Source organism: Nonomuraea sp. bgisy101 (assembly GCF_057708945.1).
In genome coordinates this window covers 49,175-75,981 of the sequence record NZ_JBYITD010000022.1, presented here as the reverse complement: position 1 = coordinate 75,981, position 26,807 = coordinate 49,175, and the positions used below count along the sequence as shown (strand labels likewise).

The following is a 26,807-nucleotide window of genomic DNA, read 5'->3' as shown; positions in this document are numbered from 1 at the left end:
CCGACTTTGGGCGGCGATGATCTCCGTCAATAGGGCAAGCTAGATGGCCTGTGGGGCCACGCAGTGTTGGACGCTCTTGACAGTGTGTTGAACAACACATTGGAATCTCGGCATGTTCGGTAAACCTGGAGCTGCCGTCAGACGTCGGCATTGACGACCCCAAGGCAAGGTTGATCCCATGAATAATGCGATCAATCGTGTCTTACCCAGCTAGCAGCCAGGAGTGGGGAGATGGTCAGCAAGTGGAGGGCGCTCACATGGGTGCTTGCGGCCGCGTGCATCGCGGGGGCGGTGATCGCGCTCGCCGACATCCAGACGCCACTGCGTCCGCTTCTGATCTCTCTGTTCCTTTTGGTCGTTCCTGGCGCCGCGGTAGTCGGACTGTTGCGTGATCGTGACCCACTTGCCGCACTATCAGTAGGAGCTGCGGCAAGTCTCATTCTTAACGTTCTCCTTGCCCAAGCCATGCTTCTGTTCGACGCATGGTCCCCACGGGCCGGCGTTGCGACAGTCGCCGTGCTCGCTGGGTTCATGTACGTACTGCGCGTGTTGTATCGGGGGAAGAACATGCAGAGCGAACAGGGGGCGAGGTCACGGTGAGAATCTCGATCGTTCGCCCGGGCGAGCTCGGCGAGCCCGAACGGGTTCGATGGCGGGAGTTGCAGAAGGCGGATCCCTCGCTGGACAACCCCTTCCTGTCGGTCGAGTTCGCGCTCGCGATGGATCGCCTGCGCGACTACGTGCGAGTGGCCGTCGTCCACGACGGCGACTCGATCGCGGGGTTCTTCCCCTACGAACGGCACAGCTTCGGCATCGGCAAGCCGCTCGGCGGCTTTCTGACCACGTGTCATGGCCTGATCTCGGCCCCCGGGCTGAAGATCGACACGAAGGCCCTCCTCAGGGCCGCCAAGCTGAGCGTCTTCGACTTCGACCACATGGTGGCGGGTCAGGCGACGTTCGCGCCGTTCGAGACCGACGTCAGACCCGCCCCGATCATGGACTTCACCGAGGGGTTCGACGTCTGGATCGAGCAGGTCAAGGCCAACTCGCCCAAGAACCTGAAGACCGTGCGCTACAAGGAGCGCAAGCTCGGCAGGGAGCAGGGCGAGTTGCGCTTCGAGTACGCCTCGGCCGATCCCGAGGTGCTGCGCGTGCTTCTCAACTGGAAGTCCGACCAGTACCGCAGGACCGGCAGGGTGGACAGGTTCGCCCAGCCGTGGATCGTGGAGCTCATCGATCTGATGCACGCCGAACAATCCGCCGACTTCTCCGGCGTGCTCACCATGCTCTATGCCGGTGACACTCCGGTGGCAGGCCATTTCGGACTGCGCACGGCGACCACTCTGGTCGGCTGGTTCCCCGCCTACGACACCGAGTTCGCCCGCTACTCGCCCGGCATCGTGCACCACTTGCAGATGGCCGAGCACGCGGCGAGGGCGGGAGTCCTCGCCGTGGACATGGGCAAGGGCGGCAAGGAGTACAAGGACTGGCTCAAGAGCGGCGTGCTCTACGTGTCCGAAGGACGCGTGTCCAGGCCCTCCGCCACCGCGGCCGTCCATTGGATCGGCAGGACTCCTGTTAACAAGGCGCGAACAATCGTGCTCGATCGACCGTCTCTCTATAAGGTGGCCGATCGCGTACTGAAGGGATTCGGGCGGGTGCGAACGACTCTGCAGTCCGATTCGTCATCGGAGTCAGTCGTCAAGGAACCCTCGGGAGCGCGTTAAGCGCCCCCAACCCTCGCACCACGGCACCACCAGCACGAGCACCAGCACCACCAGCACCACTGGTAACACCAGCACCTCCATTGGCACCCTCACCCCATGGACCCTTCATGCACCGTTCGTCACTTCTGCCATTCCCGATGATCCATAGGATCGCGGATGGCCCCGGGTCCGTACGGCAGCGACAGGTCCCGGAAGGATTTAGCGCACCATGAGTCCCGAGATCATCAAGACAAACGGCCACAAGGTCCAGGGTGCCGCCCTGCGATCGATGCCGCCGATCGAACGGTTCACGCCCCTCACGCCTCACCTGGCCATTTCCCCGACCGTCAGCGTGGTGGTGCCCGCGATGAACGAGGCGGAGAACCTGCCGCACGTCTTCGCCACCATCCCCCAGTGGATCGACGAGATCGTCCTCGTCGACGGCAACTCGGTCGACGACACGGTGGCGGTGGCCCGCAGGCTCAGGCCGAACGTCAAGATCGTCACCCAGACCGGCAAGGGCAAGGGCGACGCCCTGGCCGCCGGATTCGCCGCCTGCACCAGTGACATCATCGTCATGATCGACGCGGACGGCTCCACGGACGGCCACGAGATCATCTCGTTCGTGGGCGCTCTCGTCACCGGCGCCGACTTCGTCAAGGGCTCGCGCTACATCTCCGGCGGCGGCAGCGACGACCTGACCTTCAGCCGCTACTTCGGCAACAAGGTGCTGACCTCGCTGGTCAACGTCTTCTACCGGACCAAGTACACCGACCTCTGCTACGGCTACAACGCCTTCTGGGCACGTCACCTGCCGGTTCTCAACCTGGACTGCGACGGCTTCGAGGTGGAGACTCTGATGAACGTGCGGGCTGCCAAGGCGGGTCTGCGCGTGCACGAGGTGCCCAGCCACGAGCGCTGCCGTATCCACGGCGAGAGCAACCTGCACGCCGTCCGCGACGGCATCAGGGTGCTCAAGACCATCCTGCGCGAGCGGCGCCGCCGTCCCGCGCAGCCCCTGCCTGAGCCCGCCGCCCGCCCGGCGGCCGACCGGGGCGTCGCGTAAAGGTCCGGTCATGAAGAGTTCGGTCGTCATCTGCGTCTACACCGAAGACCGCTGGGAGGACATCAGGGAAGCGGTCGAGTCCGTCGAGCGCCAGCGGCGCCCAGCGCACGAGCTGATCCTGGTCGTCGACTACAACCCGGATCTGCTGCTCAGGCTGAAGCAGGCCTACCCGCGCGCCGTCGTGGTCGAGAACGTCCATGACAAGGGGCTGTCCGGCGGCAAGAACACCGGGGCCGACGTGGCGACCGGTGACATCGTCGCCTATCTCGACGACGACGCCGTGGCCGACGCCGGGTGGTTGGAAGCTTTGGAGGAGGGCTTCCAGAACCCCGCTGTGGTCGGTGTGGGAGGCAGGACGGATCCGCTCTGGCAAACGGGCGGGCGCCCCGGATGGTTCCCCTACGAGTTCGACTGGACCGTGGGGTGCAGCTACCGGGGCATGCCCGCCGTACGGTCGCCCATCCGCAACGTCATGGGCGGCAACGCCGCGTTCAGGCGCGAGGCCGTCGGCGAGGTCGGCGGCTTCCACAGCGGCATCGGCCGCAGCGTGCAGGGCCGCAAGAGCCGCCCGCTGGGCTGCGAGGAGACCGAGTTCTGCATCAGGCTCTCCCAGCGCAAGCCGGGCTCGATCATGCTGTTCGAGCCCGACGCGGTGATCGGCCACAAGGTGCCGGCCCAGCGCGCCACCTTCGCCTACTTCCGCTCCCGCTGCTACGCGGAGGGCCTGTCCAAGGCCCTGGTCACGCAGAGCGTGGGCACCCAGGACGGGCTGAAGAGCGAGCGGGCGCACGCGCTGAAGGCGCTCCCGCTCGGCGCGCTGCGCGGTCTCGGCGAGGCGGTCCGCGGTGATGTGTCGGGGGCCGGCAGGGCCTTCGCGATCGTGATCGGGCTCGCGTGGACGACCTGGGGCTACGTGGTCGGTTCCGCCCGGCTGAAGGTGGTACGCAAATGATCAGAGTGCCGATCCTGATGTACCACTCGATCACCGAGCGGCCCAACCAGGACACCAGGCCGCACGCCGTGCGGACCAGCGACTTCGCCGAGCAGCTCGACTACCTGTCCACGCGCGGCTTCACCCCCCTGACCGTGGCCGACCTGGTCGCCGCCGTGCACAAGAACAACGGCAGGTCGCTGCCCGACAAGCCGATCGTGCTGACCTTCGACGACGGCTACGCCGACTTCCACACCAACGCGCTGCCGCTCCTGGAGCGGTACGACTTCCCCGCCACGGTCTTCTTGACCAGCGGATGGGTCGCCGACGCCGGCGGTGACGCCGCGGGCAACCCGCTGGACGACATGCTCAGCTGGGGCCAGGCGCGCGAGATCGCGCAGAGCGGCATCGAGATCGGCGGGCACAGTCACAGCCACCCCCAGCTCGACCAGCTGCCCGACGCCGAGCTGCGCCAGGAACTGCGCAGGAACAAGGGCCTGCTCGAGGACAGAATCGGCGCACCTGTCGCCACCATGGCCTACCCCTACGGCTACTCCAGCGCCCGGGTGCGCCGCGAGGTGCGCAGGGCGGGCTACTGGGCCGCGTGCGCGGTGAACAACGCGCTCGCCGCCGACCGCCACGACCTGCTGGCCATCCCACGCCTCACCGTGGGCCAGCACACGTCGATGACCATGTTCAGGCGGGCGGTCGAGGGCAACTCCATTCCACTGATCTACCTGCGCGAGCGGGTGCTCACCAAGGGCTACGCGGTCGTCAGGAGAACGAGGTACGGACTGCAGCGGGTACGCGGGAATGTCTGACCGTACGGTCCTGCAGAGGCTTCTGCAGGACCTTCGCAACCCGCTCTTCCGCAACGGCTACGCGCTCATGGCCAACACGGCGATCACCGCGACGCTCGGCATGGGCTACTGGCTGCTCGCCACACAGTTCTACACTCCCGAGGAGTTCGGCAGGGGGCAGGCGCTCATCACGGCGATGCGGCTGTTCGCCTCTCTGACGGCGCTCGGTTTCGTGGGCGCGCTGGCCAGGTACATCCCGATCTCCGGCCGCAGCACCAGCGGCGTCATCCTCCGCGGGTACGGCATGGCGGCCGCCACGGGCGGCGCCGCCGCCGTGGGCTTCCTCATGACGCTGCCCGTGTGGGGCGACATCTACGCGGTGCTCGGCACTCCCGCCATGAGCCTGTTCTTTCTTGGCTCGGTCCTGGTGTGGTCGGTGTTCACCCTCCAGGACGTGGCGCTCACCGGGCTGCGCAAGGCCACATGGGTGCCGGTGAACAACCTGGTGTTCGGCCTGGTCAAAATGGCCCTGCTGGCGGTCCTGGCCAGCCGGCTGCCCTCGGGCGGCATCTTCGTCTCCTGGATGATCCCGACGGCGATCGCGCTGGTGCCCGTCAACTTCCTCATCTTCGGCATCCAGGTGCCCCGGCACATCCGCGCGACCGCGGAGACCGCTCAGCCGCCCAGGCTGCGCGAGATGGGGCGGTTCCTCGCGGGTGACTTCCCCGGCACGCTCTCGATGCTGGCCATCGTCTACCTGGTGCCCGTTCTGGTCGCGGCCAGGGTCGGCGAGGCCACCTTCGGACGCTTCTCCATGGCGCACACTTTGGGCTGCATGATCGAGCTGCTGGCGATGAACATGGCGGTCTCGCTGACCGTGGAGGGCTCGTTCGACCGCTCCATGCTCGCGGCCAACGCCAGAAGGGCGCTGAAGCGCGCGCTGACGATCATCATCCCGATCATCGGGGTGGCGCTGCTCGCCGCCCCACTCATCCTTACGGTCTTCGGCTCCGAATTCGCTGTGGAGGGGACGACGCTTCTGCGCCTGATGGCGCTGGCGGTCCTGCCGAGGGTGCTCATCGAGATCTACCTGAGCTCTCTGCGAGCGCTCGGGCAGGCGCGCAAGCTGGCGTTGGTGCAGATCGGGCTCGCGGTGCTGGTGCTGGCCTCGATGCTCGCCCTCTTCCCCTTCGTGGACGTGAACGCGGTCGGATACGGTCTGCTTTTCAGTGAGATTTTGGTAGCGTTGTTGATCTTCAGAGGCCTTCGTAAAATTCTCAAATACGGCGATACCGGGCAGTCGAGTGTCACCCAAAGGTCGCCCGAGGCCGCATGATGGTCAACGTGAGGCAACCGGCGGGCGATGCGATGACGACGGAGACGACCGGCACGTCCGCGGCTTCCGAGGCCGCGGAGGTGGAGGAGAGCGACGTGTCCGAGGAGTCGGAGTTCGATCCTGACGCCACCGGTGTCATCCCGCGGATCACCGTGCCCAAGAAGGACCCGGCGGCCCCGGACGCGGACGCTCGGCAGGCGGACGAAGCGGCACTGGAGGAGGACGCCGCCGCCGAGACCGACCCCAGCTCGGAGACCGGATCCGTGGAGAGCGATTCCCTCGAGGGTGATTCCCCAGAGACCGGCTCCCCTCGGGCGGACGACGGTCCCCAGGCCGCCGAGGAGGACGAGGCCACGCAGGAGACCGCGCTCCCCTCGGTGCCGGAGGCGGCACAGGGCGACCCGGAGTCCGCCCACACGGCGCAGAACCACCCTGAAGTCGCCCACACGGCACAGGATGACCCTGAGGCCGCCGACGACGCGGTCACTCAGGAGACCGCCTTCCCTCGATCCGCCGAGGTCGACAGCGACGAGACCAACCCCGCCATCCGGCCCCCAGAGCGGGACGCGGAGGCGGACGACGTCGCCGACGTCACCCAGATCGTGCGTCTGCCCCTGCGACCCCGGCCGGAGGAACAGGCCGAAGCGCACGTGGAGCAGCGGGCGGGGGCCGACCGGAGCGCCGAGCAGCCGGACGACGAGGCCGCAGGACGGTCCGGCGAGGCCGAGGAGGAGACCGAGGCGCTGGTCGGGGAGCAGCCCGGGGAGCAGACCGAGGAGTGGGCCGAGGACACGACCGTCGCCAAGCACGTCCCCGCCCCCACCTCCGCCCGGGTCGGGCGCGGCCCCGAGGCTCCTGCCTCGACCGAGGATTCCGCCGCCTCCAGACTGACCCCGACGAAGGCCCCTGCCGAGACCGGACGCTCCGCCGCCGAGGCTCCCGCCGAAGCAGCGCGTCCCGCCGCTGAGGCTGCCGCCGAGACCGGGCGCTCCGGCGCCGAGGCGCCTGCCGTACCGGCGAGGAAGCCCGCCGCCCCCGCCCACGGGTGGGGGGCGCGGCTGACGGCGCTGGTGCAGGGCGCGCCGCGCTGGCTGCCGGTGCTGCTGGTCCTCGAGGGCCTGGTCATGTACGTCCTGGCGCTGCGCGTCTCGCCGGGGCCGCTGCGCGGGGTCGACCCGGCCGACATCGACGGCCTCGGACTGATCTCCGCGATGCCGCTGAGCGCGTTCTTCGCGATCATCCTGATGATCGTCTCGTTCTTCGTGACGGTCACCCAGAGCACCGACCGCAAGTTCCTGCTGCTGTTCCAGATCGCCGCGATCACGTTCGCCCTCCATGGAGCGGGAGCGATCGTGGCCGACGCGCCGCGCTTCCCCACGGCGTACGTGCACGCGGGCCTGGTCGACTTCATCGCCAGAACCGGCGAGTCGGCCATCGGCCTGGACGCGCGCATGGCCTGGCCCGGCTTCTTCGCGCTCTTCGCGTTCGTCGGCAAGGCGGCGGGCATCACCGACTTCACGACGATCCTCAACTGGACGCCGCTGCTGTCGAACCTGCTCTATCTGCTGCCGTTCGTGCTGATCCTGCGCCAGGTGGTCGCGACCACGCGGGCCAGATGGTTCGCGGCGCTGCTGTTCGTCCTGGTGCAGTGGATCGGGCAGGACTACTTCTCGCCGCAGGGCTTCACCTTCGCCCTCTATCTGGCGTTCGTGGCGATCCTGCTGCGCTGGTTCGGCAAGGTCGAAACGCGGAACAAGCCGCTGCCGTCCAAGGGGCGGGTCCGGAGGCTGCTGGCCAAGCTCGACGCGATGCTGCCGGGCGAGCTGGCCTTCACGGGCACGTACAGCGCCGACAAGCTCCTCATGCTGATGATGCTGATCGCGCTGTTCTTCGCCGCGACGGCGTCCCACCAGATCACCCCCTTCATGATGCTGGGCGTGCTGACCGCCTTCCTGCTGGTCAAGCGGACCTCGCTGACGTGGGCGCTGCCGTTCTTCTTCGGCCTGGTGGTGCTGGCGTGGATCAGCTACCAGACGGTCGGGTTCTGGGCCGGCCACATGGACGCGATCTTCGGCGGCATCGGGAGGCTCCTGGAGAACCTCCAGCGCGGCACCGGTGACAGGATCGCGGGCAGCGACCCCGTCCACGCGATGGTGCTCAAGACACGGCTGGGCATCTGCGCGGCCGTCCTCCTGCTGGCGGCCGCGGGCCTGGTCAGACGGCTGCGGCGCGGCGTGTTCGACAGGGCGGCGCTCGTCCTGCTGTGCGTGCCTGTGCTGGCCATGGGCCTGCAGAGCTACGGCGGCGAGATGGGCCTGCGGGTCTACATGTTCATGCTGCCGGGCGCCTGCCTGCTGGCCGCCTACGCCTTCTTCCCCAACCTGCCTGCCGACAGCGAGGACGCCTCCGACGAGACGGTGCCCTTCCGCCGGCGCAACGTGAGGTTCAACCCGAGGACCACGAGGATCGTCTCGATCGTCCTGGCCGCGTGCGTGGCGCTCGGCTTCTCGATGGCCTTCCTCATCGCCCGCTACGGCAACGAGAAGTTCGAGCGGACCACCTCGGGCGAGGTCGCAGCGATGCGCTACGTCTACGACCACGACAAGCCGAGCGCCAGGGTGCTGTACCTGGTTCCCAAGCTCGGCCCGGAGGTCACGCCGATCCTGCCGTGGGGCGAGAAGGACTTCGAGAAGGTCGATTACACCCAGCAGGCGCTGGTGCACAAGGACCCGAACGACATCAAGGACGTGGTCGCGAAGCTCAAGAGCAGCGAACGCAACACCTTCCTGGCCGTCACCACCGGGCAGGCCGCCTACCTGCAGCTGAACGAGGGCTATCCGGCCGACTGGTATCCGGCGTTCGTGGCCGCGCTCGACCGGTCCAAGGACCTCAAGAAGGTGTACTCCAACGCGAACGCGGCGCTCTACACGTGGAAGAAGTTCGTCAAGGGCACCGAGATCCCCCTGCCTCGCTACGCGGTCGGCGGGCCGGGTGAGCCCTCCTCGCCGTGGGACCTGGTCGGCGTGCTCGCCCTCGGGCTCACATGGGCGACGCTGCTCTCCTACGAGATGATCCGGCTGCGCGGCACGGACAGAGCTCCGAGGGCGCGCAGGCGGCTGCTGTGGGTCGCGGTGCCCGCGTTCGTGATCGCCGTGGCCGTGGTGGTCTTCCGATTCCTCTACATCGGGCTGAATATGTTCCAGTAATTCAAGAAAAGTCACAGCAAACTCGAAGGTTGCGAGATGATGTCCACTTGATGTGGACATCTGCTCGCGCCCCCGGAGACCGGATCACCGCCGTCGACGCACTGCGTGGTTTCGCTTTGCTCGGCATCCTGGTGGTCAACATCGCCTTCCTGGGTTCCGGCTACCGGATGGCAGGCCTGCCCGAGCCGGGCTTCGACAGCACCCTCGACTGGGGTGTGCGCTGGTTCGTCACCATGTTCATGGAGAACAAGTTCTACCTGCTGTTCTCCTTCCTGTTCGGCTACAGCCTCACCCTGCAGCTCGACTCGGCCGCCAGGCGTGGCACGGCCTTCTCGCCGATGTTCCTGCGCCGGCTGGCGGGGCTGTTCCTGCTCGGGCTGGCGCACGCCGTGCTGCTCTTCCCCGGCGACATCCTCGCCACCTACGCGATGGTCGGCCTGGTGCTGCTGGCGTTGAGGAAGATCCAGCCGAGGACGGCGGTGGTCCTGGCCGTCACGCTGACGTCGCTGCTCGCGGCGGCCTTCGCGCTCGCCGCCGTGGCGGCCACGCTCGGCTTCCATGTGCCAGGCGCGGGCTCGGGCGGGGTCGCGGAGGCACTCAGGGCGGACATGCTGCTGCGCGGCGGGCCCGGCAAGATCATCTCTGAGCACCTGCACGAGCTGTCGATGATCGTCGTGTTGCGGGTGCTGTTCCAGGGCCCGGCCGTGCTGTCCGCCTGCCTGCTCGGGCTCGCCCTCGGCAAGAGGGGCGCGCTGCGCGAGCCGAACCAGGCGATGCTGCCCACGCTCCAGTGGCTGGGCTTCACCGTGGGCGTCGCCGGGCAGGCCTTCCACGCCTACTCGGCCTGGAGCGGCTCGGGGGCCGTGCTGCGGCTGCTCGGCCAGTCCGTCGACCTCGTCACGGCCCCGCTGCTCGCCGCCGCCTACGCCGCCACCCTGCTGCGCCTGCTGCCCCACCTGCCGCGCGTGGCCCGGCTGCTGGCCGCCCCTGGCCGCATGGCGCTGACCAACTACCTCGGGCAGTCGCTGATCTGCTCGCTGATCTTCACCGGGTACGGCCTGGCGCTCGTCGACCGGGTCAGCCCGCCCGCCGAGGTGCTCATCGCGATGGCCGTGTTCGCCCTTCAGGCCGTCGTGAGCCACTGGTGGCTGCGCGGCCGCCGCTACGGCCCCGTCGAGTGGCTCCTGCGCGCGCTCACCTACTGGAGGATTCCGACGACACGGGTGCAACCGTCCTGAGGGTGCCGGTGTTTCAGAGGGTGCAAACGCATTCGATGAAAGGCTCACTCATGGACCTGCAGCTGTCCGGCCGCGTGGCCGTCGTCACCGGCGCCTCCAAGGGCATCGGTCTCGCCACTGTCGCCACCCTTCTGGAGGAGGGCGCGAAGGTGGTGGCGGTCTCGCGCAAGAGCACTCCCGGCCTGGACGCGCTGGCCGGGCCGGACCTGACGCACGCCGCCATCGACCTGATGGACCCTGAAGGGCCCGCGGCCGCGGTGAACCGGGCCGTCGAGGTCTACGGCGGGCTCGACATCCTGGTGAACAACGCCGGCGGTCCGCCGCCCGGCACCAAGCTGCCCCGTTTCGCCTTCCTGGCGCCGACGGACGCGGACTGGCGGGAGATGTTCGAGTTCAACCTGTTCGCGGTCGTGCGTGCGATCAGGGCCGCCATCCCGCACCTGCTGGCGCGCGGCGGCGGCTCGATCGTCAACGTCACCACCGGCGCCGTCAGGCAGCCCGGCCCGATGAACGTCGACTACCAGGCGGCCAAGGCGAGCCTGCTGAACGTGTCGAAGGCGCTGTCGGAGGAGTACGCCCCGCAGGGCATCAGGGTCAACACCGTCGCCCCCGGCCCGGTCAGGACCGCGTGGTGGACGGAGGAGGGCGGCGCGGCCGACATCCTGGCCGGTGCCACGGGCTCCGACCGGGACAGCGTGATGGACACGGTGGCGCCGCAGATGATGAACCTGCTGACGGGCCGGCTCGTCGAGCCGTCGGAGGTCGCCGACGTGATCGCCCTGCTGGCCTCGCCCCGCTCGGCCAGCACGACCGGCGCGGAGTTCGTCGTCGACGGCGGGTTCCTCAAGGCCGTCTAGGAGGTGGTGCCGCGCGGGCTCCACTTGATCTCGTACGGTCCGAAGGTGAACTGCTTGCCGTCCACGGTCGCGGTGAGAGCGGCGTTGGTGGTGTTGACCATCACCATCTGCTCCGGCTGGCCGAGCACGCGCACCTTCGGGTCGCTCGAGGTCGGCTGCTCGACCTTCACGCCCGCGGGGAACCACTTGACGAACCCGCTGAGCAGCCCGGCCATCGGCATCTCGTCCCCACGGCCGGGCACCCACAGGCAGCCGTGGCACTCGCGCTCGTCCTTCTTGTGGGGGTTCCAGTAGAGCGCGGTGGTCACGCCGCTCTTGGCGAACTCCATCATCGCCGTCGCCTGGACCGCGGCGGTCCGCTCCTCGGTCCAGCCGGTGTTCTCCGGCTCCATGTAGTACTCGGCCCACCACACGGGCAGGTCGGGCGCCTGCTGCCGCAGCCACGCGGTGATCGCCGAGAACTTGGCCGTCGCGCTGAACTCGTCGGGGGTGGGCGGCTGGTCCCTGGTCATGGTGGCGCCGTCGACGACGATGAAGTCGGCGCCCTTCTTGTTCTGGATCCAGTACTCGATGGCGCCGAGCACCCGGCGGTCGACCGTGCCCCACGAGCCGCTGACGGGCGAGGTGCCCGCCGTGGGCGCGTGGTGGTCGATCGGCACGTAGGGGCCGCCGACCTTGATCTCGGAGTTCACCTGCTTCAGCGCGTCGTAGACCTTGTTGTAGAGCTCGGTGTAGGACTCGGCGTCCCAGGTGTTGGTGGCCTGGTTCCAGAAGCCCTTGAACTCGTTCCAGACCATGAAGTGCTTGACGGTCGGGTAGCGCCTGGCGACGGTCGCGGCCAGCTTGGCGTAGTCGTCGAAGTGCTCACGCCTGGGAGCGGTGGTCGCGTTCTTCGTCCAGTCGGTACGGCCCGCCGTACCGCCCCTCATCCAGTCGGGCGCGCAGCACAGGGTGATGATCGGGATGCCCCGCGAGTCGGAGACGAGCTTCATGCGCCGGTCGAGATCGCGGAAGTCGTACTTGCCGGGGCTCGGCTCGGGGTTGCCCGCGCCCCAGCCCATGATGTGCTGGTTCTGCAGCATCGGCTCGCGGCCGAGCATGTTCGCGGCGCGGTCCCTGACCTGCTTGACCTCCTGGTCGGCGCTGTACTGCGTGTGGGTGACGCCCCAGCGCGGCCAGTCCTCCGTGACCGGCGGCTGCGCCAGCGTGGGCGCCGCCTGCGACGGCGGGATCGTGTTCTGCTCTCCCGAGGCCTTGGTCCTGGAGCCCGCGTAGATCATGATCCCCGCGACGAGGACCAGCGCGATGACTCCGGCTGCGAGGGCGATCGGCCATGGCGAGCGCCTCTGCGCGTGACGGCCGTTCGTCGGTATCACCGAAGCCTCCTGTAGCGTTCCACACGACGAAGCCGGGTCGTCGCGCCCGGCTCAAACACCAAGGTAACCGGACCGTTTGCAGAACGCTTGAATGTCGCTCTATCGATTAGCTGGGAATCGGTGGCCTTTGTCCCCCTGCCGGCCCCGGCACGCCAGCATATCGGTAGGGCACGGGCGACCGGCCTGGCTGAACGACCAGCAGGGTACCCGGCTCCTCGGTGTAGAAGGCCGACTCCACGGCCCCCGCCACGTCCTCGGCTGTCAGCAGGGGGAAACCCGCGCCGACGAACATCTCCCGCTGCCCGGCGACCAGCGGGGTGTCGGTGAACCCCGGGCACACGGCGCCGATCCTGATCCCGTCCCTGGCCAGCGGCGTGGCCAGACCTCTGACCAGGCCGACGACGGCATGCTTGGTCATCGTGTAGACGGGGTCGCCGTCGTAGCCGACCAGGCCGGCGAGCGAGGCCGTGACGACGATCGCGCCGCCGCCCGAGCGCAGCAGCGCGGGGACCGCGGCGGTGACGCCGAAGACGACGCCGTCCACGTTGACGCCCATGGCGACGCGATACCGCTCGAGGTCGAAGTCGGCGAGGTCGACTCCGCTGGAGATGCCCGCGTTCAGGTGGACGAGGTCGAGCCTGCCGTACGTCGTGACGGCAAGGTCGACCGCGCGCAGGGAGGTCTCGGGGTCGCTGACGTCGCCCGCCAGCCACACGCCGCCCACCTCCTTGGCGACGCGTTCGACGCCCGCCTCGTCACGGTCGACGAGCACGCAACGCGCGCCCCCTGCCGCCATTCTGCGCGCCACCGCGGCGCCGATCCCGCTGGCCGCTCCTGTGATGAGGACGACGCTGCTCATCGGGTCTCCTTCGCTGTCGCTGGTGAGCGCCCCGACCGGTTGCCGGACGAGCTCACGGGGTGCCCCTGTCGAGGGTGCGGTGGGCGCGGGCGAGCAGGACGGGCACGGCGCCGCCGATGCGCTCGAACCCCTCCCCCACGGTCTTACCCTGCCGGAACCTTGCGTGGATACCCTCCACGATGACCGCCAGCTTGAAATTGCCGAACGCCACGTAGAAGTCCAGGTCGGTGAGGTCCCTGCCGGACACCTTGGCGTAGTGGGCGGCGAACTCGGCGGCGTTGAGGAACCCGGGGGCGAGGGTGACGTCGCCCGCCACGGGGATCGAGGCGCGCTCCTCGTCGCCATGGTCGTGCCAGTAGGTCAGGGTCAGGCCCAGGTCGGCCAGCGGGTCGCCGAGCGTCGACATCTCCCAGTCGACGACCGCGCGGATCTCGGGGGGCGCGAGCCTGACCAGCGTGTTGTCGAGCCGGTAGTCGCCATGCACGAGCGTGGAGGCCGAGGTGGCGGGCAGGCGGTCGCGCAGCCTGGCGACGAGCCGGTCGTAGACGGGCTCCTCGCGGTCGGCCGAGCGCGACCACTGCTGGCACCAGCGGTCGAGCTGCCTGGCCAGGTAGCCCTCTGGGCGGCCGAAGTCGGCCAGGCCCACGGCCGCGTAGTCCACCGCGTGGATCTCGGCCAGCACCTCGGCCAGCCGCTCGGACAGCTTCCTGGTCTCCTCGACGCCGGGCGTGCCCAGCTCGTCCCTGTCGCGGACGGCGGCGCCGTCGACGTGGCCCATGAGGTAGAACGGCGCGCCGATCACCTCGTCGTCGGCGCAGAAGGCGAGGGGCGGGGGGACCGGCACCGGCGTGCCGTACAGGGCGGAGATGACCCGCCACTCGCGGCGCATGTCGTGCGCGGTCGGCAGGACGTGGCCGAGCGGAGGGCGGCGCAGCACCACGCGCTGTTCGGACGCTTCGACCAGATAGGTCAGGTTGGACCTGCCTCCGGAGATCAGCGACACAGAGACGGGTGTGCCCGCCGAGGGCACGTGCTCGCCCATCCACGCGACCAGGCGCGGCCAGTCAATGCCAGGTACCGTCATAGGACCTCATTAGAACTCGATTCGGTTCGCGCAGGCAAAATGAGAGTTCCCTAAATTTGCGCTCGGGCGTCGTCCACCACACTCGCTCATCCCTTAACGTTGCTGTACACCGCCGCGCATGATCTGCTCGTGAGGAGGACTCCCATCCCCCTCGGACCATGTCGGATGGTGGTCGGGGACCGCACACCCCAGTAGGAGCCCATGCGCATCACTCTTGTTCACCCCCGTGACCTGGGGCGCCCGGAAGTGGACCGGTGGCGAGCCTTGCAGGAGGCCGAGCCGACCTTCGACAACCCCTTCCTGTCGCCGGAGTTCACGATCGCGGTAGGCGAGTCGCGCGATCAGACCCGCGTCGCCGTCGTGGAGGACGGCAACGACGTGGTGGCGTTCTTCCCCTTCGAGCGGCACCCGCTCGGCATCGGCAAACCTGTGGCCGCCGGGCTCACCGACGCCCAGGGCATGGTCAAGGACGCCAAGGCGGAGATCGACGCCCAGACGCTGATCAAGGCCTGCGGGCTGGGGGTCTTCGAGTTCGATCACCTGGTGGCCGGCCAGCCCATGCTGGCCGAGCGGCACGAGCTCCACCCTTCGCCGATCATCGACCTGAGCGACGGATGGGCTGCCTACACCGACTATCTCACCGCCAACTCCGGCAAGACGTACAAGAGCACGCTGGCCAAGTCGCGCAAGCTCCAGCGCGACGTCGGGCCGCTGCGCCACGACTACGCCAGCACCGATCCCGCGCCCCTGCGCACGCTGCTGGGCTGGAAGACCGACCAGTACCGCAGGACCGGCCGGACCGACAGGTTCGCCACCCGCTGGATCGTCGACCTGGTCGAACGCCTGCTCGCCACCCAGACGGAGGCGTTCGCGGGCGTGCTCGACATGGTCTACGTCGACGGGGTGCCGATGGCGGGGCACTTCGGCCTGCGCACCAGGAACACGCTCGTGGGCTGGTTCCCCGCCTACGACACCGCCTTCGCCAAGTCGTCGCCCGGCCTGATCCACCATCTCGCGATGGCCGAGGCCGCGGCCGCCGCGGGGATCAAGCTGATCGACATGGGCAGGGGCACGAAGGAGTACAAGGAGAAGCTCAAGACCGGGGAGCTCCACGTCGCCGAGGGCAGGGTCGCGCGCGCCAGCGCGGGGGCCGGCGTCCACTGGATGATCAGGGTTCCCGTACGCAAGGCGCGCGGCGCGGTCATGGCCAATCCCGTCCTGCTCAAGACGGCCGACCGCGCGCTGAAGACCTACGGTCGCCTGCGCACGGCGCTGCAGGCGTGAGCCCCACGCGCGCGCTGGAGCAACGCACCGGCCGCCACTGCCTCGCGTTGCCCTCCAACAGGCTCGGCCTCTACCTCGCGCTGCGCCACTTCTGCGTCCCCGGGCAGCGGCTGCTCATGTCGCCGATCTCCGCCGACGAGATCCTCTTCCTGGTGCTCGCCGCCGGCCTGCGGCCGGTGATCGCGCCGCTGTCGCGCCGCACGGGCAACATCGACCCCTCACGCGTGAACCTGTCCGAGGTCGACGCCGTGCTGACCACCAACCTGTACGGCCTGCCCGACGACCTGGCCGCCTTCTCTGGCCTGACCCTCATCGAGGACGTCGCCCACGCGATGGAGACCACCGTCGGCGGACGCCCGCTCGGGACGTTCGGCGCCGCGGGCGTCTTCAGCCTCTCCAAGCACGCGGGCGCGGGCTCGGGCGGCGTGCTGGCCGTCGAGAGCGCCGCGGACTTCACGGCGCTGGAGCGGGCTCGCGACGAGCTCCTCCAGCCGGGGTCGTGGCGCGCGGAGGCGCTGGGCGTGGCCAGCTCGATGGCCCGGCAGGCCGCCCTCGCCCTCGACCTGGTCAGGCCCGCGCTGGCGCTGATGCGCGCGCTCGGCCTGGAGGAGGAGCGCGAGGGCTACCGGATCGCGCTGCGCGCCACCGAGCTGGATCTGGCCATGAAGATGGTGCCCTCGCTGCCGCCCTTCGACCCGTGGGTCCGCGCCGACCTCCACTCCTACAGGGCGAGGCGGGGGCCGCTGTCCCGCTGGTACCAGGGGCGCAAGGTGGCGAAGGTGGCGCGACTGCGGCCGCGCCGGCTGGTCGGGGTGCGGCGGCTGGCCGAGCTGCCGAGCGTGGCCGCGGGTGTCCTCGACCACCTGGACCAGCCCCTGTTCAGGGTGCCGCTGCTGGTCGAGGAGCGGGACGAGGCCGTCGCCGCGCTCGAACGCCGCGGGGTGGCCACCGGCTACCTCTACGCCCCTCCCTACGACGACTACGCCCCCTCGTTCACGACGCCGTCCCCTTCTCCCGGCGACGCCCGGTGGTGGGCCGAGCACGTGCTGCCCGTCGACCCCGTCTACGCCCACCGGTCGCTGCCCGTCCTGCGCGAGCTCACTCCAGCCCGCGGATGAGGTCGGCGAGGATCTGACAGCCGCGCCGCACGTCCGGCAGCGAGGCGGAGCCGTATCCGATGACCAGGCCGTGCACCTGCGTCTCGCCGTGGTGGTGGCGGGCGGTCGTGTCGAGCAGGACGCCCGCGGAGGCCGCCGAGCCGACGATGCCCCGCACCGCCGAGGCGGGCAGCTCGGCCAGGACGTGGAGTCCCGCGGTGTCGCCGCGCAGGCGGCAGACGGGGCCGAGGATCTCCACCACGGCAGCGCGGCGGCGGGCGTACTCCAGCCGCATCCTGCGCAGGTGCCGGTCGAGGTCGCCGCGCTCCAGCAGGGTGGCGACGGCCTGCTGGACGGGGCCGCTGGTGCGGTCGGACAGGTCGTCCCTGATGGCGGCGATCCTGCCCAGCAGCTCGGGCGGCCCCACCAGCCAGCCCACCCCGACGTCGGGTGCCAGCGACTTCGACAGCGTGCCGAGCAACACCACGTGCGCGGGGTCGAGGCCGTAGAGGGCGGGCAGCGGGGCGACGTCGTAGCGGAACTCGGCGTCGTAGTCGTCCTCCACGACCACCGCCCCCGTACGGCGCGCCCATGCCAGCAGGCGCTCCCTGCGCGGGATGGGGAGCCTGCCGCCCACCGGGTACTGGTGCGCGGGGGTGGTGTAGAGGACGCGCAGGTCGTCGGGAAGGGAGGAGACGATCACGCCGTCCTCGTCCACGGGGCAGGGCACGATCGTGGCGCCCCTGGCGGCGAAGACGTTGCGGGCGACCCGGTAGCCGGGATCCTCGACGCCCGCCCGCACACCGTGGCCGAGCAGGGCCATGGCGACCAGGAGGAGTCCGTTGCCCGTGCCCCTGGTGACCAGGACGTTCTCCGGGCCCACGGCGATCGCCCTCGTCCTGCGCAGGTGCACGGCCAGCAGCTCGCGCAGGTGCGGCAGGCCGTAGGGGTCGGGGTCGTCGCCGGGCGGCAGGTCGGCTGCCTTGCGCCAGGCCCGCTTCCACGCCGACACGTCGTAGTCCTTCACCCACGGGTCGCCAGGGGTGAGGTCGATCAGCGGGACGGACCGCCGTACGGGCCGGGGCGCGGCGGCGGCGGGCAAGGGCGCCGCGCGCGGCGCGTCCTCCGACAGGTCGGCCACGTAGGTGCCGGAGCCGTGGCGGCCGTCGAGCCAGCCCTCGGCGTAGAGCTGCTGGTAGGCCTCGGTGACCACCGTACGGCTGACGCCGAGCTGGGCCGCGAGCCCGCGGGAGGAGGGCAGGCGGGCTCCGGCGGTCAGGGCGCCCGCGCGCATGGCGTCGCGCAGCCAGTCGCCGAGCTGCACGGAGAGCGGCACCGCCGAGTCCCTGGTCAGCGAGACGGGCAGGTCAACGAGCGTGCGCAAGGAAGTGGTCTCCAAGAAGCGGTTATTAGTGGACATTAACGACAGGTCCACTATCTCAATACCGTGGCCGCATGCTCTCCACCACACCTCGCACGACACTCGGCCGAGAGAAGCACCGCGGCAGCACCGACAGGAACGATCTCTACGAGGTGCTCGACTCCGGGCTCATCTGCCATCTGGGCGTGGTGCTGAACGGTCACCCCATGGTCGTGCCCACCGGCTACGGCCGCATCGGCGACACCCTGTACCTGCACGGCTCCACCGGCGCCCGCTCGCTGCGCGCGGGCCAGGGCCGGCAGGTCTGCGTCACCGTCACGCACGTCGACGGCATCGTGCTGGCCCGCTCGGTCTTCAACCACTCCGTCAACTACCGGTCGGCGATCATCTACGGCGAGGCCAGGCTCGTCACCGACGAGGAGGAGCGCATGGCGGGCCTGCGGGCCCTGACCGAGCAGCTCGCGCCCGGCCAGTGGGACTACGCCAGGCGGCCCACCCGCAAGGAGCTCGCGGCCACGGCAGTGCTCGCGCTGTCGCTGGAGGAGGCGTCGGTCAAGGTGCGCGAGGGCGACCCGCAGGACGAGGACGAGGACTACGCGCTGCCGATCTGGGCGGGGGTGCTTCCCCTGGTCACCTCGTGGGCCGCGCCCGTACCCGACCGCGTTCTTCAGGAAGGGACTGCGGCACCCGCCCACATCAATGACCGTTGACAGCAAACCATGGCGCTAGATCATACGTCTCATCAGGTGGGTCAGACTCTGATGGGAGAGCGCCATGGAGTGGAGCGCCCCCGGCTACACCGAGATACGGCAGCTCGGCGCGGGTGGAAGCGGCAGGGTCGTCCTCGCCGTGCACGACGAGACCGGCATCAGCGTCGCCATCAAGTACCTGTCCGACCTGGTACGGCATGAGCCGGGAGCGCTGGCCGCCTTCAGGGCCGAGGCCGAGGTCCTGACCACGCTGGTGGATCCGCACATCGCCAGGATGTGGGAGTACGTCCAGGAGCCGCAGGGCGCGGCGATCGTCATGGAGCTCGTCAACGGCGTCTCGCTGCGCGCGCTGCTGCGCGAGAACGGCACGACGGGTCCCGAGGCGGCGCTGGTCGTGCTCAAGGGCTCGCTCCTCGGCCTGGAGCGGGCGCACCGGGCGCACGTGGTCCACCGGGACTACAAGCCGGAGAACGTGATCGTCAGTGACGACGGGGTCAGCAAGCTGGTCGACTTCGGCATCGCCGTACGGCACGGCACGGCCACGCGGGCCACAGGCACCCCGCCGTACATGGCGCCCGAGCTGTGGTCGGGCGAGCCCGCCTCCCCCGCGACCGACGTCTACGCGGCCACGGTCGTCTTCTTCGAGTGCCTGACGGGGCACAGGCCCTACCGCTCGACCGAGTCGCACGTCCTCGGCTACCAGCACCTGCACGCGCCCATCCCCGTCCATGACGCGCCCGAGGAGATGCACGAGCTGATCGCGCGCGGCCTGGCCAAGGAGCCCGCCGACCGCCCGCCGAGCGCGGCGGCGTTCGTGGCGGACGTGGAGCGGGCCGCCCTCGCCGCCTACGGCGAGGAGTGGGAGGAGAACGGCAGGCGGCGCCTGGCCGCGCTGGTGGCGCTGCTGGCGCTGCTGCTGCCGCATCCCGAGACGCCGCCGCCCGCGACGAGTTCGTCGTTCTTCCAGACGGTCTTCAGGACCGCGGGGCGCACGGCCCGGCGCCACGGCAAACGGCTGCTGGTCGGCACCGCGGCGGTCGTGGTGGCCGCGGGCACGACCGGCTACGTGCTGGCCGGCAGGGAGCGGCCGCCCACGGCGATCGACGTGGTGGCGGCGGTACCGACGACCTCACCCTCGCCCGAGCTGCCGAGCCCCGCGACGCTGCCCACCGTCACCCCCGAGACAGGTGGCGGCGACCCGAGCGGCGAGCCCGGCGGCGCGGGATCGAACACCGGCCAGGCCGCGGAGACTCAGCCGCCCTCATCCGCCACCTCCGCTCCCCCGCCGGCCACCTCCACCAGTGCGCCCCCTCCCACGCCGACACCCACCCCGACCCGAACACCCACAGCCACGCCGACGCCGACGCCGACGCCGACGCCGACGCCCAGCACTCCCACACCGCCTCCGACGACGGCCGTGTCGGCGCTGAACGTTGGCGGCCTGACGGTCGACGCGGACGGCCTGGCCGCCGCGACCGTCTCGCTGCGCACCACGGGCACGGGAGCCGTCACGATCACCGCCCGCTTCGCGGTCGACGGCCAGGCCGTGCACACCGCCAGACAGCGCGTCAGCGGCTCCGGCGCCCACACCCGCGCCTTCAGCCACGGCCTCGGCGAACGGCGCTGCGGCAGGGTCGTCACGCTCACCGTCTCCACCTCGCCCGCCGCCCCCGGTGGCGCGAAGACCGTCAGGGCGGCGCTGCCCGAGTGCCCGACGACCGTCACGGGAGTGCGGGTGTCCCTCGACGTGCCCGAGGCGCCGGGGCGGGCCGTACGCGCCCAGCTCGCGGTCGAGACCAGCGGCACCGGCAAGGTGCCCGTGACCGCCACGGTCGCGCTCAACGGCGACCAGGTGGCCTCCAGGTCCCTCTCGCTGTCCGGGCGGACCGCCTACACCCGCGCCTTCAGCCACACCTTCGGTGAGCGGCCGTGCGGCGGGACGGTCGCGGTGACGGTGAAGGCCGGAGACCGGCAGGACACCGCCAGGGCCCAGGTCCCGTGCCCCGCGCGGGTGCGGCAGGTCTCGATCGCCCGCGCCGCCATGAACGCGCGGGGCCGCGTGACGGCCGTCGTCACCGTGAGCACCGAGGGCGTCCAGCCGGTACGGCTGAGCGTCGCCTTCGGCGTCGGCGGCAGGACCCAGCACAGCGAGTCGGCCGAGCTGTCCGGCCAGACCTCCTACAGCAGGACCGTCGCCTTCGCCTTCCCGCGGCTGCCGTGCGGATCGACGTGGGCCGTGACAGCGGCGACCAGCCCGGCCGCGGCGAACGGCACCGACACCGCCGGAGGCAAGACGCCTGCCTGCGAACCCCCGGCCGAGACCGCTACTCCGCGTCCCGGTCATTCCGGACAAGAAGATACTGACAATTCTGTTCCGGGCCAGAGTGGCGGACACTAAGCTACGATCCGTCTGATGTGGGTGGGGGCCCAGAGGGATCAGAGGTGATCTGATGGACCGGTGGGGGGTCCCCGGCTACACCGAGGTGCGCGAGCTGGGCTCCGGCGCCTCGGGCCGGGTGGTACTGGCCACGCGCGACCACGACGGCGTCGAGGTCGCGATCAAGTACCTGTCCGACAGGCTGCGCGACGACGTCGGCTTCGTGGCCAGGTTCAGGCACGAGGCGCGGATGCTCGGCAGCATGCGCAGCCCGTACAACGTCCGGCTGCTCGGCTACGTCGAGGACGGTGAGGGCGCGGCGATCGTGATGGAGCTGGTCGACGGCGTCTCTCTGCGGGCGCTGCTCGACTCCGAGGGCCCGACGGGTCCCGAGGCGGCGCTGGCCGTGCTCAAGGGCGCGCTGAAGGGCCTGGCCGCGGCACACGCGATCGGCGTCGTGCATCGAGACTTCAAGCCCGAGAACGTGATGGTGCAGGGCGACGGCAGCAGCAAGCTCGTCGACTTCGGCATCGCCGTACGGCAGGGCGAGGGCGCGAACTCGGCGGGCACGCCCGCCTACATGGCCCCCGAGCAGTGGTCGGGCGGCCCCGCCACGCCCGCGAGCGACGTCTACGCGGCGACGATCGTGTTCTTCGAGTGCCTGACCGGCATGCGGCCCTTCCGCGCGGCCACGGTGGCCGCGCTCGCCAGGCAGCACCACGCGACGCCTCCGCCGATCGACGAGGTGCCCGACCCCTTGCAGGCGCTCATCGAGCGCGGCCTGTCCAAGCACCCCATCGAGCGCCCGCCCTCGGCCGAGGCCTTCCTCGACGAGCTGGAGGTCGTGGCGGCCAGGGCCTACGGTCCCGACTGGGAGGAGCGGGGCAGGCGCCGCCTGGCCAGGCTCGCCGGGCTGCTGCTCGTGCTGTTCCCCGGCACGCGGGAGGAGGCGCTCGACGCCAGCACGACGCTCGCCGAGACGGAGTTCGCCGAGCCACAGGGGATCGTCGCCAAGCTGGGCGTGAAGATGCTGGTGGGGATCGGGCTCGTCGTGGTGATCGGCACGGTCGCCACCGTGATGCTCACCTCGGGCGAGGACGACCCCGCGCTGAGGGCGCAGACCTCCCCCGCCACGCCCACGATGTCGCTGATCGAGGCCCCTTCGCCGTCGGAGTCCCCGTCGGCGGAGCCCTCCGCGGAGGCGCCGTCCTCCGCCGAGCCGTCCGCTGAGGAGACGGTGGCCCCCGTCTCGACCTCGACGCCGACGCCTTCGCCGACGGTCGCCGCGGCGAAGAAGACCGCGACGCCCACGCCGTCCAAGAAGCCGGTGCGCAGGTCGACCCCGCCGCCTCCGCCACCCACGAAGACCAGGTCGGCGACCCCCACACCGACGCCGGACATGACGTTGCGCGGCAAGTCGGACAACGATCCCGCGCCGCCCTCGCAGACGGCCACCACCTCCGCTCCGCCATCGCCGCCGTCGACCCCGAGGGAGACACCGCGGGAGACGCCCCGGGAGACACCGCGGGAGACGCCGAGCACCTCGGAGCCGCCACCCGGCGTCGAGCCGCCCAGGATCACCCAGACGCCCACGCAGACGCCGGCGGAGACGGCGCCCGCCGCGTTGCTCGCGCTGGGACTGGTGACGTCCGGCGCGGTTCCCGTCACACTTGCGGTGAAGCGCCGTGTCGCAGGACGGCACAGGAGGCAGAGATAGCGCGGGCGAGTCACCGGGGGAACTGATGAGCATGATCGCCGGCTTCTCGCTCACCGACAGGGCCAGGGTCACCGAGCTCGGCACATGGGTGGAGGCGACAGGGCCCGACGGCCGTCGGGGCGGGGCCCTGCGGTTCGACTCCAGGGCCGTGGCCGTGCCCGGCGCCAGCGAGCGCCTGGTCCAGGCCGTCCTCGCCGACCGAAGGCTCACCGACGGCGGGGTGAGCGGGCTCGTTCCCATCGCCGACCTGGTGACGGCGGGGCCCGAGGTGTGGCTGCTGGTCGGCCACTCGATCTCGCCCGTCCTTTCCGACCTGCTCACCGCGCCCGCGATGGACCCGGCCAGCGCCGCGGCCGTCCTCGTCGAGACCGCGCAGACCCTGGTCGCGCTCCACGCGGCGGGGCTGGCCCACGGCTCGCTCCATCCCGGCACGGTGCTGATCGCCGACGACGGGGCGGCGCTGCTGGCCGAGCGCGGGCTCGCCGACGCCGTACGAGGCCTGCCGCCCGCGCCCGACAGGGACGTGACGGCGTGGGCGGCACTGGCCAGAGGCCTCGCCGCGACCTGGGCCTCGACCTCGCCCAGTGCGGCCGATCTGCTGGAAAGGGTCGCGGCCACCGCCACCACCCACGGGCTCGCTCCGGCCAGAGACGCCCTGCTCGCCGGAAGGGGCGCCCTGCCCGGCGGGCTGATCAGCCGCGACGTCCTGGCCGGGACCGCCCGGCGCTGGGCGACCCCTTCGACGCCCGGCATGTCCCCCGTGAGAGACGAGGGTGAGATCGTCACCATGCTGCGGGTGCCGGGGCCGACCCACGAGTCGGCCCGCTTCGGGCCCGGCATCGCCGCCCCCGGCACGCACGGCTTCCCCGGCGCGCATGGCTTCCCCGGCGCGCAGGATTCCTCCAGCACACACGCTTCCCCCGGCGCACACGGCTCCTCCAGCACGCACGGCTCCTACGGCACCCACGGGGAGACCACGGCGGAGAAGATCTGGCGCGAGGGCAACAAGCCGGCCGTCCTGTCCTCGCACGGCACGCGCGCGAAGAAGGCCGCCAGGGCGCGGCGCCGCAGGACCGTGGTGTCGTCGGCGGTGTTCGCGCTCATCGTCGCGGGCGCAGTCCTGGCGTGGTTCTCCGTGCGCTCCCCCGCCGACCTGGTCGTGCAGTCGGTCACGGTCAGCGCGCCCAAGACGCTGGGCTGCCGCAAGACCGCCACCATCACGGGGAACCTGGTCACCAACGGCTCGGGCGGCAGCGTCACGTTCCAGTGGCTGCGGAGCGACCAGAAGGAGCCGATCGAGCAGACGGAGACCATCCCGTCGGGCAAGACGACGCACAGCGTGCAGCTGCGGTGGACGGTCAAGGGCGAGGCGACGGCCAAGCTGACCGCGCGGCTGCGGATCCTGTCCCCTGTGCCGGAGGGGCAGAAGGTCGAGGACAAGGCGACATTCACCTACAAGTGCTGATCTACCCATGGTCAAGCGGTTGTCATTAGTCTGGCGGCCATGACCACGCAGACCCCCGCAGGCTGGTACCCCGACCCCTACGGCTCCCCGCAACTGCGGTGGTGGGACGGGAACCAGTGGACCGACGCGACACACCCGACCGAGTCCCAGGGGTACGGCAGTGGCCCCGCCCAGCCCTCCGCGCAGGGTGGCGCGGGTCCTGTGGGTTCCGCCGGTCCTGTCGTGGGGAGCACGCCGTATCACGGGGAGCAGCCGCAGCAGGCGGCCGGGGGCGCACAGCCGGACACGGGGCCAGGACAGGCGTATCAAGCACCGGGCACGGGGCCTGGACAGGCGTACCAGGCGCCGGGCATGGATTCCGGCTCCCAGGCCCCGCCGCCGGGGTCGGGGCCCGCGCAGCCGTACCAGGGCTCATGGGAGTCGCCGAACTCGGGACCGTCGGGAGCTGCCCAGGGTTCGGGGCCGTGGGGGCCGCCTCAGGGGGCGGGCACGGGGCCCTCCGCCCAGCCGTTCCACGCGCCCGGGACGGGTCCGGGCGCTCAGCCGTACCAGACGCCGGGAGCCGGCCCCGGCGCTCAGCCGTACCACGCCCCTGAGCCGGGCGCCGGGCCTCAGTTCCAGGCGCCTGGCGGCGGTCCCGGGCCGCAGTACCAGGCGCCGGGTTCGGGCCCTGCGCCGCAGTACCAGGCGCCGGGTTCGGGTCCTGCGCCGCAGTACCAGGCGCCGACGCAGCAGTACGGGCAGCAGCCGTGGGGCGGCGGGACGATGCAGTTGCCCGCGCCCGACTTCGGGCCGCCGCCGAAGTCGGGCGGCGCGATGCCGTGGATCCTCGGCGGCGTCGGCGCGGTGCTGGTGCTCGCGCTGATCGCGGGCGCGGCCTTCATCTTCGTCAACAGGGGCGGCGAGACGACGACCACCATGCCGACCCCCGCTCCCACCACGGAGACCGACCCGCTGCCGACCCCGAGCGAGTCGCCGACCCCGTCCTCCAGCGACTCCCCCACCGACCCGCCCACGCAGGGGACCGGCGCCGAGTTGCCCGCGCCGGCCGACGGCCGCATCACCGATCCCAAGACGGGGCTGTCCTTCGCCGCGCCCGGCGACCCGTGGAGCGTGCCCAGATCCGCCGAGATCAACAACCCCGACCCGAACGCCCAGCAGTGGTCGGCGGGGGTGAGCGCGGTGTCGCAGGAGAAGTACGACGGCGAGAGCGACTGGACGGGCAGCATCTACTCGGGCGAGCTCAACGAGAGCTATCCCTACGAGGGAGTCGACAACCTGCGCGCCGCCACGGGCACGGTCTTCATCGACTTCGCCCGCTTCTATCCGGTCAAGCACGAGCGGAAGATCCTCCAGGACAAGGCGATCACCGTCGACGGTCACAAGGGCTGGCTCCTGGAGTACGAGATGGACTTCACCGCCGAGTCCGAGAAGAAGAGCTACCAGTGGAAGAAGGAGCGGGCGGCCATCGCCGTCATCGACAGGGGCGAGGGGAAGCGTCCCGCGCTGCTCTACCTCTCGGTTCCCGACAATCTGGATACCGGTCTCGTCACTCAGACCCTGAACTCTCTCAAGCTCTCCTGACCTGGGCACTACGCTGGAGTCAATAGCAAGCGGGCGGGTAGCTCCGAGCCGCTGGGGCGAGGAGATTGATCGTATGAGTGAGTTGCTGGTGTGGATCGACTGTGAGATGACCGGGCTGGACCTGGGGCGCGACGCGCTCATCGAGGTCGCGTGCGTCGTCACCGACAGCGAGCTTCGGCAGTTGGACGAAGGCGTCGATGTGGTCATCAAGCCGCCGTCCGAGGCACTGGAGCAGATGTCGGAAGTGGTCCGCGAAATGCACACCGCTTCCGGCCTGCTGCCCGAGTTGGCCGAGGGCGTCACGCTCGCGGAGGCCGAGTCGCTCGTGCTCGACTACATCCGCGGCCACATCCCCGAGCCGAAGAAGGCGCCGCTGTGCGGCAACTCCATCGGCACTGACCGCACGTTCATCTCCCGTGACATGCCGGCTGTGGACGCTTTCCTGCACTACCGGATGATCGACGTGTCGTCGATCAAGGAGTTGGTCCGGCGCTGGTACCCCCGCGTCTACTTCGCCGCGCCCGAGAAGCAGGGCGGACACCGGGCGCTGGCGGACATCACGGAGAGCATCCGCGAACTGCGCTACTACCGGGCGGCCGTGTTCGTCGGCCAGCCGGGACCCGACTCCGCGACCGCCAGGACGCTCGCGGAAGGCGTGTCCCTGGGCTGAGTGGCGCAAAGGGTCCCGAAGACCGCTACACTTTTCCATGTGCTGCCACGGCGGCGCGACATG

The 26,807-nt window shown here is 70.4% G+C and carries 21 protein-coding genes; 17 read left to right on the top strand and 4 right to left on the bottom strand.

Going from position 1 to position 26,807, the window contains the following annotated elements; genetic code table 11:
- Window positions 1-231: 231 nt before the first annotated feature.
- From AC3EO4_RS35035 to AC3EO4_RS34995, 9 genes are all read left to right on the top strand, one after another.
- Entirely contained in the window at window positions 232-600 is a 369-nt protein-coding gene (locus AC3EO4_RS35035) for a hypothetical protein (protein ID WP_379575872.1), read from the top strand.
- Window positions 597-1,727, top strand: coding sequence for a GNAT family N-acetyltransferase (locus AC3EO4_RS35030; RefSeq protein WP_379575873.1), 1,131 nt, complete (start codon window positions 597-599; stop codon window positions 1,725-1,727). The genes AC3EO4_RS35035 and AC3EO4_RS35030 overlap by 4 nt, the downstream gene beginning before the upstream one ends.
- 208 nt (window positions 1,728-1,935) lie before the next feature.
- Window positions 1,936-2,772, top strand: a complete 837-nt coding sequence (locus AC3EO4_RS35025) for a glycosyltransferase family 2 protein (protein ID WP_379575874.1) — start codon at window positions 1,936-1,938, stop codon at window positions 2,770-2,772.
- 10 nt (window positions 2,773-2,782) lie between these two features.
- Window positions 2,783-3,724, top strand: coding sequence for a glycosyltransferase family 2 protein (locus tag AC3EO4_RS35020; RefSeq protein ID WP_379575875.1), 942 nt, complete (start codon window positions 2,783-2,785; stop codon window positions 3,722-3,724).
- Window positions 3,721-4,524, top strand: coding sequence for a polysaccharide deacetylase family protein (locus AC3EO4_RS35015; protein WP_379575876.1), 804 nt, complete (start codon window positions 3,721-3,723; stop codon window positions 4,522-4,524). Before AC3EO4_RS35020 ends, AC3EO4_RS35015 begins: the two co-directional genes overlap by 4 nt.
- Window positions 4,517-5,839: a lipopolysaccharide biosynthesis protein gene (locus AC3EO4_RS35010; protein WP_379575877.1), complete on the top strand. Its 1,323-nt coding sequence runs from the start codon at window positions 4,517-4,519 to the stop codon at window positions 5,837-5,839. The genes AC3EO4_RS35015 and AC3EO4_RS35010 overlap by 8 nt, the downstream gene beginning before the upstream one ends.
- A gap of 8 nt (window positions 5,840-5,847) precedes the next feature.
- The gene (locus tag AC3EO4_RS35005; RefSeq protein WP_431899688.1) at window positions 5,848-9,045 is read left to right on the top strand and encodes an ICP22 family protein; all 3,198 of its coding nucleotides are present in this window, start codon (window positions 5,848-5,850) and stop codon (window positions 9,043-9,045) included.
- Window positions 9,046-9,095: 50 nt separating this feature from the next.
- Window positions 9,096-10,283, top strand: a complete 1,188-nt coding sequence (locus AC3EO4_RS35000; protein ID WP_379576321.1) for a DUF418 domain-containing protein — start codon at window positions 9,096-9,098, stop codon at window positions 10,281-10,283.
- Between the two features lie 50 nt (window positions 10,284-10,333).
- Entirely contained in the window at window positions 10,334-11,140 is an 807-nt protein-coding gene (locus AC3EO4_RS34995; RefSeq protein WP_431899687.1) for an SDR family NAD(P)-dependent oxidoreductase, read from the top strand.
- On the opposite strand, the gene AC3EO4_RS34990 is transcribed toward AC3EO4_RS34995, so the two are convergent.
- From AC3EO4_RS34990 to AC3EO4_RS34980, 3 genes are all read right to left on the bottom strand, one after another.
- Window positions 11,137-12,516: a GH39 family glycosyl hydrolase gene (locus tag AC3EO4_RS34990; RefSeq protein ID WP_379575880.1), complete on the bottom strand. Its 1,380-nt coding sequence runs from the start codon at window positions 12,514-12,516 to the stop codon at window positions 11,137-11,139. The genes AC3EO4_RS34995 and AC3EO4_RS34990 overlap by 4 nt on opposite strands.
- 106 nt (window positions 12,517-12,622) lie before the next feature.
- Window positions 12,623-13,375 (bottom strand): SDR family oxidoreductase, encoded by a 753-nt coding sequence (locus AC3EO4_RS34985; RefSeq protein WP_379575881.1) that lies wholly within the window; start codon window positions 13,373-13,375, stop codon window positions 12,623-12,625.
- A gap of 52 nt (window positions 13,376-13,427) precedes the next feature.
- Window positions 13,428-14,459 carry a phosphotransferase family protein gene (locus AC3EO4_RS34980; RefSeq protein ID WP_379575882.1) on the bottom strand — a complete coding sequence of 344 codons (1,032 nt, stop codon included), beginning with the start codon at window positions 14,457-14,459 and terminating at the stop codon, window positions 13,428-13,430.
- Window positions 14,460-14,660: 201 nt separating this feature from the next.
- On the opposite strand from AC3EO4_RS34980, the gene AC3EO4_RS34975 reads away from it, so the two are divergent.
- Both AC3EO4_RS34975 and AC3EO4_RS34970 read left to right on the top strand, forming a co-directional pair.
- Window positions 14,661-15,743, top strand: a complete 1,083-nt coding sequence (locus AC3EO4_RS34975; RefSeq protein ID WP_431899685.1) for a GNAT family N-acetyltransferase — start codon at window positions 14,661-14,663, stop codon at window positions 15,741-15,743.
- A complete protein-coding gene (locus tag AC3EO4_RS34970) occupies window positions 15,740-16,861 on the top strand; it encodes a DegT/DnrJ/EryC1/StrS family aminotransferase (RefSeq protein WP_431899684.1) in 1,122 nt (373 codons plus the stop codon). The genes AC3EO4_RS34975 and AC3EO4_RS34970 overlap by 4 nt, the downstream gene beginning before the upstream one ends.
- Here the strand turns inward: AC3EO4_RS34970 and pdxR are convergent.
- A complete protein-coding gene (gene pdxR, locus AC3EO4_RS34965) occupies window positions 16,842-18,260 on the bottom strand; it encodes a MocR-like pyridoxine biosynthesis transcription factor PdxR (RefSeq protein WP_431899682.1) in 1,419 nt (472 codons plus the stop codon). The two genes, AC3EO4_RS34970 and pdxR, sit on opposite strands and share 20 nt — an antisense overlap.
- Window positions 18,261-18,295: 35 nt before the next feature.
- On the opposite strand from pdxR, the gene AC3EO4_RS34960 reads away from it, so the two are divergent.
- The 6 genes from AC3EO4_RS34960 to orn all read left to right on the top strand — a co-directional run bounded on the left by AC3EO4_RS34960 (window position 18,296) and on the right by orn (window position 26,744).
- The gene (locus AC3EO4_RS34960) at window positions 18,296-18,931 is read left to right on the top strand and encodes a pyridoxamine 5'-phosphate oxidase family protein (RefSeq protein WP_431899681.1); all 636 of its coding nucleotides are present in this window, start codon (window positions 18,296-18,298) and stop codon (window positions 18,929-18,931) included.
- A gap of 64 nt (window positions 18,932-18,995) precedes the next feature.
- Window positions 18,996-21,329 (top strand): serine/threonine-protein kinase, encoded by a 2,334-nt coding sequence (locus AC3EO4_RS34955; RefSeq protein ID WP_431899679.1) that lies wholly within the window; start codon window positions 18,996-18,998, stop codon window positions 21,327-21,329.
- 52 nt (window positions 21,330-21,381) lie between these two features.
- Window positions 21,382-23,025, top strand: a complete 1,644-nt coding sequence (locus tag AC3EO4_RS34950; RefSeq protein WP_431899677.1) for a serine/threonine-protein kinase — start codon at window positions 21,382-21,384, stop codon at window positions 23,023-23,025.
- 25 nt (window positions 23,026-23,050) lie between these two features.
- On the top strand, window positions 23,051-24,490 hold the full coding sequence (locus tag AC3EO4_RS34945) for a hypothetical protein (RefSeq protein ID WP_431899675.1): 1,440 nt from the start codon (window positions 23,051-23,053) through the stop codon (window positions 24,488-24,490).
- Window positions 24,491-24,529: 39 nt separating this feature from the next.
- The gene (locus AC3EO4_RS34940) at window positions 24,530-26,074 is read left to right on the top strand and encodes a DUF2510 domain-containing protein (protein ID WP_431899673.1); all 1,545 of its coding nucleotides are present in this window, start codon (window positions 24,530-24,532) and stop codon (window positions 26,072-26,074) included.
- Between the two features lie 73 nt (window positions 26,075-26,147).
- Window positions 26,148-26,744: an oligoribonuclease gene (gene orn / locus AC3EO4_RS34935; RefSeq protein WP_379575891.1), complete on the top strand. Its 597-nt coding sequence runs from the start codon at window positions 26,148-26,150 to the stop codon at window positions 26,742-26,744.
- Window positions 26,745-26,807: the final 63 nt, after the last annotated feature.

Excerpts from the sequence above, each read along its gene's own strand:
- AC3EO4_RS35035 (WP_379575872.1), top strand. The coding sequence starts at position 232 with ATGGTCAGCAAGTGGAGGGCGCTCACATGGGTGCTTGCGGCCGCGTGC.
- AC3EO4_RS35025 (WP_379575874.1), top strand. The coding sequence starts at position 1,936 with ATGAGTCCCGAGATCATCAAGACAAACGGCCACAAGGTCCAGGGTGCC.
- AC3EO4_RS35020 (WP_379575875.1), top strand. The coding sequence starts at position 2,783 with ATGAAGAGTTCGGTCGTCATCTGCGTCTACACCGAAGACCGCTGGGAG.
- AC3EO4_RS35015 (WP_379575876.1), top strand. The coding sequence starts at position 3,721 with ATGATCAGAGTGCCGATCCTGATGTACCACTCGATCACCGAGCGGCCC.
- AC3EO4_RS35010 (WP_379575877.1), top strand. The coding sequence starts at position 4,517 with ATGTCTGACCGTACGGTCCTGCAGAGGCTTCTGCAGGACCTTCGCAAC.
- AC3EO4_RS35000 (WP_379576321.1), top strand. The coding sequence starts at position 9,096 with ATGTGGACATCTGCTCGCGCCCCCGGAGACCGGATCACCGCCGTCGAC.
- AC3EO4_RS34995 (WP_431899687.1), top strand. The coding sequence starts at position 10,334 with ATGGACCTGCAGCTGTCCGGCCGCGTGGCCGTCGTCACCGGCGCCTCC.
- AC3EO4_RS34985 (WP_379575881.1), bottom strand. The coding sequence starts at position 13,375 with ATGAGCAGCGTCGTCCTCATCACAGGAGCGGCCAGCGGGATCGGCGCC.
- AC3EO4_RS34980 (WP_379575882.1), bottom strand. The coding sequence starts at position 14,459 with ATGACGGTACCTGGCATTGACTGGCCGCGCCTGGTCGCGTGGATGGGC.
- AC3EO4_RS34975 (WP_431899685.1), top strand. The coding sequence starts at position 14,661 with ATGCGCATCACTCTTGTTCACCCCCGTGACCTGGGGCGCCCGGAAGTG.
- pdxR (WP_431899682.1), bottom strand. The coding sequence starts at position 18,260 with ATGTCCACTAATAACCGCTTCTTGGAGACCACTTCCTTGCGCACGCTC.
- AC3EO4_RS34960 (WP_431899681.1), top strand. The coding sequence starts at position 18,296 with ATGCTCTCCACCACACCTCGCACGACACTCGGCCGAGAGAAGCACCGC.
- AC3EO4_RS34955 (WP_431899679.1), top strand. The coding sequence starts at position 18,996 with ATGGAGTGGAGCGCCCCCGGCTACACCGAGATACGGCAGCTCGGCGCG.
- AC3EO4_RS34950 (WP_431899677.1), top strand. The coding sequence starts at position 21,382 with ATGGACCGGTGGGGGGTCCCCGGCTACACCGAGGTGCGCGAGCTGGGC.
- AC3EO4_RS34945 (WP_431899675.1), top strand. The coding sequence starts at position 23,051 with ATGAGCATGATCGCCGGCTTCTCGCTCACCGACAGGGCCAGGGTCACC.
- AC3EO4_RS34940 (WP_431899673.1), top strand. The coding sequence starts at position 24,530 with ATGACCACGCAGACCCCCGCAGGCTGGTACCCCGACCCCTACGGCTCC.
- orn (WP_379575891.1), top strand. The coding sequence starts at position 26,148 with ATGAGTGAGTTGCTGGTGTGGATCGACTGTGAGATGACCGGGCTGGAC.